The sequence below is a fragment of the Bacteroides sp. 1_1_30 genome (assembly GCF_020982715.1).
GTDB lineage: Bacteria > Bacteroidota > Bacteroidia > Bacteroidales > Bacteroidaceae > Bacteroides > Bacteroides xylanisolvens.
Genome location: NZ_JAJKHN010000003.1, coordinates 117918 through 123462 on the forward strand (window position 1 = coordinate 117918; position 5545 = coordinate 123462).

The 5545-nt window shown below is 41.0% G+C and carries 3 protein-coding genes and 1 tRNA gene; 1 reads left to right on the top strand and 3 read right to left on the bottom strand.

Features of this window, described 5'->3' with window-relative positions:
* Together LPH68_RS01505 and nspC are read right to left on the bottom strand one after the other, a co-directional pair.
* A tRNA-Gly gene (locus LPH68_RS01505) sits at nt 1-73 on the bottom strand.
* A gap of 118 nt (nt 74-191) precedes the next feature.
* The gene (gene nspC / locus LPH68_RS01510) at nt 192-1331 is read right to left on the bottom strand and encodes a carboxynorspermidine decarboxylase (protein WP_087318729.1); all 1140 of its coding nucleotides are present in this window, start codon (nt 1329-1331) and stop codon (nt 192-194) included.
* A 176-nt stretch (nt 1332-1507) separates the two neighbouring features.
* On the opposite strand from nspC, the gene LPH68_RS01515 reads away from it, so the two are divergent.
* Nucleotides 1508-2065 carry an NAD(P)H-dependent oxidoreductase gene (locus tag LPH68_RS01515; RefSeq protein WP_087318730.1) on the top strand — a complete coding sequence of 186 codons (558 nt, stop codon included), beginning with the start codon at nt 1508-1510 and terminating at the stop codon, nt 2063-2065.
* Between the two features lie 49 nt (nt 2066-2114).
* Here LPH68_RS01515 and LPH68_RS01520 read toward each other — a convergent pair whose 3' ends face one another.
* The gene (locus LPH68_RS01520) at nt 2115-5360 is read right to left on the bottom strand and encodes an efflux RND transporter permease subunit (protein ID WP_151923348.1); all 3246 of its coding nucleotides are present in this window, start codon (nt 5358-5360) and stop codon (nt 2115-2117) included.
* Between the last annotated feature and the right edge of the window lie 185 nt (nt 5361-5545).

A 5545-nucleotide genomic window follows, 5' to 3' on the forward strand; every position in this document is an offset into this window, starting at 1 on the left:
AGCGGAAAACGAGACTCGAACTCGCGACCCTAACCTTGGCAAGGTTATGCTCTACCAACTGAGCTATTTCCGCATTTTTTCGTTTGCGGTTGCAAAGGTAGGGATTTTCCGTAAACCTGCAAACATTCTGCCTACTTTTTTCACAGAAATCTGTTCACTTTGCATCGACCGCAAAACAATCATTTTGATTATCAACTCATTCGGCCACGATAATCTTCATAAGAAAATTGCTTGTATATTTCAGCTTTCCCCTCTTTGGTCCAGATAGCAATGGCAGGATGGTGAATTCCGTTAAACATATTTGTCTTGACCATCGTATAATGAATCATATCTTCGAACACAATACGTTCTCCGATTTGCAAAGGATGATCGAAACTCCACAATCCCATATAGTCACCACTCAAACAGGAATTTCCTCCGAGACGATAAATATATTTTCCTTCGTTTCCCATTTCGGCACCACGCACGGCAGGCTGATAGGGCATTTCCAAACAATCAGGCATGTGGCAAGTGAAACTGACATTCAAAATAGCCGTCTTGATTCCACGACTTTCCACAATATCCACTACTTCGGAAGTCAGCACTCCCGTCTGCCATGTAAAAGCCGAACCGGGTTCCAGGATAATTCGCAGATGAGGATGGCGTGCTTTTAATCCTTGCAATAGTGTTATCAAATGTTCGGTATCATAGTCTTTACGGGTCATCAGATGTCCACCACCGAGATTCAACCACTTTATCTGTGGAAAACAACGGGAAAATTTGGCTTCGAGATGTTCCAATGTACGTTCCAACTCATACGAAGAAGATTCACAATGACAATGACAATGAAAACCTTCAATGCCTTGCGGTAATACATCGGGCAACAAATCGGCTGTTATCCCAAAACGTGTACCGGGTGCACATGGATTATAAAGTTCTGTTTCCACTTCCGAGTATTCGGGATTTACACGAATACCACAAGAAATACCACTTCCTTCTGCCACCACCATCGGATAAAAACGCTCGAACTGCTGCATCGAGTTGAAAGTGATATGACTGCTGCAACGCATTATTTCAGGAAAATCCTGTTCCGTATAAGCTGGAGAATATGTATGTGCCTTACTGCCGAATTCTTCCAGTGCCAAACGGGCTTCATACACCGAACTTGCCGTAGAATGGTCTATATATTCACGGAATATAGGGAAAGAACGCCACATGGCAAACGACTTGAAAGCAAGAATAATCTCCACTCCCGCCCTGTCGGCTACGTTTTTTATCAAACACAGGTTCTTTCTTAAAAGTTCTTCTTCCATGATATAACAAGGAGAAGGAAACTGATTAAAATCTATCATATATAAAATTATTATCTAAACTGACGCCTTACGAACGTGGATGCAAAAATACAAATTCAAAAGCAAAGAGGGATTGTTTTATTTTTAATTAAGATATTGGTTTTCGCGAACTTTTTCTTATTTTTACACCTTATATATTATAGTAAGTATTGTATCATCCTAAATACCCGATTAAAATGAATAAAGATTTAAGAAAAGTAGTGATTCTACTGGCACATCCTAACATCAAAGAATCACAAGCAAACAAAGCATTAGTTGATGCTGTCAGTGACATGGAAGGAGTGGCGGTTTTCAATCTTTACGAACTGTCGCAGGAAATCGTTTTCAATATAGATGAATGGAGTAAAATCATTTCCGATGCTTCGGCTGTCATCTATCAATTTCCTTTCTATTGGATGTCTGCACCGTCATTACTAAAGAAATGGCAGGATGAAGTCTTTACTTTTCTATCCAAGACTCCGGCTGTCGCCGGCAAACCGCTGACAGTAGTAACGACCACGGGTTCCGAATACGAGGCTTATCGCAGTGGAGGCAGAAACCGTTTCACTACGGACGAATTATTACGTCCTTATCAGGTAAATGCCATTCATTCGGGAATGTCATGGCAAACCCCTATTGTTGTTTATGGGATGGGAACGGCAGACGCCGGCAAGAATATCGCTGAAGGAGCAAATCTGTATAAACAACGTGTGGAGATGCTTATCGGTAACAGTAATGCAGGGAACAATTGGTAAGATTTATAAAGCGTAGCTTTAGATAGGATAAAGCTACGCTTTACAGTTGCTAAAGCATAGCTTTAGGTTTCACCAAACACTTCTTTTTCAATGTAAACACTGGCAGGAAAATAAACACTCCGATTACAGACATTATCAATCCCCCGATAGTACCTGCCGCCAATGGAAACCAGAAGCCTTCTTTTTCCATGCCTACCATAAAAGGAACGAATCCCAGAATGGTAGAAGTCACTGTTAGGAAAATAGGAATCACTTTAGTGTTCCAAGCTTTCACATAAGCCCGAAGCGGTGATAGACGCGGGAAACGTTTACGAACGGAATTATATTCATTCAAGATATAAATGCTCGCATTAACCGTAATACCACAAAGCAAAACAAAAGAAGCAAATCCTCCCTGGTCAAAATTCAGTTTGAACCAATAGAATGTCAGAAACACACCGATATAAGATACTGGGATCACAAAGAGAATGGCCAGCGGCTGTTTCAAAGAATTGAACAGGATACTCGTAATAAAGAAAATAATAGCAATCACAATCAAAAGCAGACGATATTGTTTATTATCCTTTCCTCCCCACGACCAGTTATTATCTTCCGATTTGGCAGTATATCCCATCGGGAGAATCTCGTTAAACTCTTCCAGATCTTTTTTCAATAGTTTATTTCCCTGTTCCGAAGAACCGATATACTCATATTGCAAACACAGCCGATACTGTTGATTCTCCTTAGCCACTTCCTGTGGCATCTGTCCTTTTTCCACAGTTGCCAATTCAGAAAGCTTATATTCCCTCTCTCCTATTTGAAAAGGATAAAACTGCATTGCCCACACATCCCTATCTTCCGACTGACACGAAGAAAGTTTTATCTTTTCCGTCCCCTCTTCCGCCATTACCGAACCTATTTCCATATTTCGCCCATATATCGGGTGAATAGCAGAAAATAACCTTCCGGCTCCAATCCCCTCCTCTGCCATCCGCTGTTTATTCAGATTAAAGTAGAATTCCATATAATCATCTTTCCACCAGGAGAAATCAGATCCGATCGTCACTTCCCGAATCCGGCGGTGAGACAATAACTTTGCTTTTAATTTTTCAACCCAATCATACAGTGCATCGTAATTATATCCATACATTTTCACCCGGAAAGAACCCGCATTCTCACGTACATCATTACTGAACCCCTGATCCTGCAAACCATATATACTCCAATTTCCACCTCCCAGTTGAAGCGCCTTACTAATCATATTAGCTTTCAACGTATAAGGAAAACCGCTTTTTTGGTGTTCTTTCGTAAAATAGATATGAATAGAGGCTCTTCGGGCACTTTCTACAGATGTCTGGAACTGTTTAATCTCTTTAAATTCGCTCAAATAAGTTTCCATCCTCTTAATCAGTGCATTCATTTGCTCAAGTGTACTCCCATTCGGCAAATTAGCATTGGCATGAAGCACTACTTCTTCATTACGTGAAAAGTAACTCCCCTCATATACCTTTTGCACAAATAACCTTAGAGTACCTCCCAACGCTTTATCCACTATTGGTTTCACCTTTTCCTTATAAGTGGTGGTACCCAACGTTTGATTATAAGTTTTCGCCCATCTATCATCACCTTTCATCTTTTCCGGCAATAGAAATACCGGTAGTCCGAATGCCAACAATAACAAAATACATACCGCCACCCTCCAACGACAAAGTATTTGTATCAGCCACCTGTAACAACGACTGAAATAAACTGGAAGCCGACGTATTCTTGAGCGTATCCACACAAAGAAACGCACCTCCCCAATCTTCCATCGAACTATTGAAAGAGAAGATTTCTTTCTTCGTTTCAATCCTATTTTATCAATTAGAGAAGGAACAAAGAATAAAGCGACCAATAGTGATACTCCCAGATTTATAATCACTACCGCAGCAAAATCCTGCAAATTAAGACGTATCTTCTCATCCAGAAAAAAGATGATAACCAAAGCTCCCATCGTGGTCAACGTGGCTGCAAGAATAGACATAAATGCTTTCCGGTCTCTACGCCGCAAATAATGATCGCTCATTACAATTGTATTATCTATCACCAAATTTAATGAAACCGTAATACCCGCCAAAGAATACAATTGCATTTCCAATCCGAACGCATAATAAAGAATGACAGCTATTGCCATATTAACAGTCAGACTGATTACAATCAAAAAAAGATATTTGAGACTAAAGGTGATCAACAATACAAACAGGAGCAAAATTGCTACAGTCATTCCCGTACGCAAATAAATTTTCCCCAGTTCTTCCTGAATAAATTCCGTTGCATCGTAACTGGTGTGAATCTCATATCCTGCCGGAAGTAATAGCTGGTTATCATCCATAAATGCTTTTACCTTTTCACTCAATGCCAATTGATTTGCTGTTTCCTCTGCAACAATCGACAGATAAATTGAATTCAGCCCATTAATCCGATAATAATTTTGTGGCTGCTCCTCCATACGGGAAACCTTCACCAGCTCATTCAGACCTATGATTTTACCATCTTTCATTTTTACCTTTATCCGCTCCGCATTAAACTCTCTGCCCTCCTGCTCGGGAACCAATGCCAAACGTATCCACTGTCTGCCCGAAGCACCCTGTTCTACATCATAAGTACCCAAAAATTCTTTTTGATAATGCAACCGGACAGCTTGACGAATATCATCCGTATTTATTCCAAGCGCACGCAATTGTTCCGAATCATACTCCAATCGCCATTCCATCGGAGTAGCTCCGCTAAGATTGATTTTATAAATTCCCGGAATCTGTGCAAGACGCGTTTTTATATGTTCTTCCGCATACTGCTGAATTAAGAAAGGAGTAGCGGGTGCATTGATCGTAAATGCCATAAAAGGCCCCTGATTACTCTGCCCCGGACTGTGCATCTGAATATACGGATAGCTCACCCCATCCAGTAATTCCGGCCACGTCTGACGAATAATAGTAGAAGCTTCAAAGCGGGCAACCGCTGCATCCACATGTTTATCCAAATTCACACTGACACTTCCCCATCCGTTTCCTGAAGTGGAAGAAATCCCTCGAATACCCTTCACACGGGCAAGCATTGCCTCTAACTTACTGGTAGCCGTCATTTCCACCACACGTGCTGAAGTACCGGGCATACTGAATCTCACCGTGAAACCGGGCAAGGTCCGCGACGGATTCAGTTTGACAGGCAACAATGGAATGAGCGCCAGCCCAACCAATGCCACACAGACAAAAGCCACAATCAATGTGAAAGCAGAAGCCTTAAGAGATTTTACTATTTCAGAATCCATATTTAGCATTATCAATATTTATATAAATGGGAATTTATCGGTTAAAATGGGAATTTTGCAGTTAAATGAGAATTTATCGGTTAGGCTGAAAGCCTTACAATTATATATTTATTGGGATGCCCTGAAAGGGCTTAATTATATAGCGTAGGGCAACGCCCTACGAAAAAAACACACCAGCCACAAGCCCTGAAAGG

What these genes read in the sequence shown, in the direction of transcription:
- nspC (WP_087318729.1), bottom strand. Translation starts at nt 1,331, where the DNA reads ATGATAGATTTTAATCAGTTTCCTTCTCCTTGTTATATCATGGAAGAA.
- LPH68_RS01515 (WP_087318730.1), top strand. Translation starts at nt 1,508, where the DNA reads ATGAATAAAGATTTAAGAAAAGTAGTGATTCTACTGGCACATCCTAAC.
- LPH68_RS01520 (WP_151923348.1), bottom strand. Translation starts at nt 5,360, where the DNA reads ATGCTAAATATGGATTCTGAAATAGTAAAATCTCTTAAGGCTTCTGCT.